Here is a 315-nt window from a genome sequence, read left to right on the forward strand (position 1 = left end):
CAAGTGCTTAATATCTTTGAGATAATGAATATCCTGTACAGAAGCTTGTGTTAGATCAAAATCGGTAAAAATCCCATCAGTAGTACACACTGCATGCAATTTATAACCATAATAAACACTATTTTGCGAAGCACAAAAACCTTTATCCGGGCTGGTAAAGTAATTTTCTCTACAAACAGTACTTCTGCAACTTCTGCTTAATTTGCATATTTCTAATGGCATGCTATCTACAATGTAATAATCACTGACAGATATTTTTGCAGCTATCTTTTTTCTTAATGAATCCCGATAAGCAAACAAGTTGCGCTTTCTGCC

1 protein-coding gene is annotated in these 315 nt (G+C 34.3%); it reads right to left on the reverse strand.

The annotated features are described in order from the left end of the window. Positions 1–315 (reverse strand): transposase (locus tag GNY06_RS00370; RefSeq protein WP_166518315.1); only part of this gene is annotated, 315 nt, incomplete at both ends.

This window comes from Elizabethkingia argenteiflava (assembly GCF_009904105.1).
Taxonomy (GTDB): domain Bacteria; phylum Bacteroidota; class Bacteroidia; order Flavobacteriales; family Weeksellaceae; genus Elizabethkingia; species Elizabethkingia argenteiflava.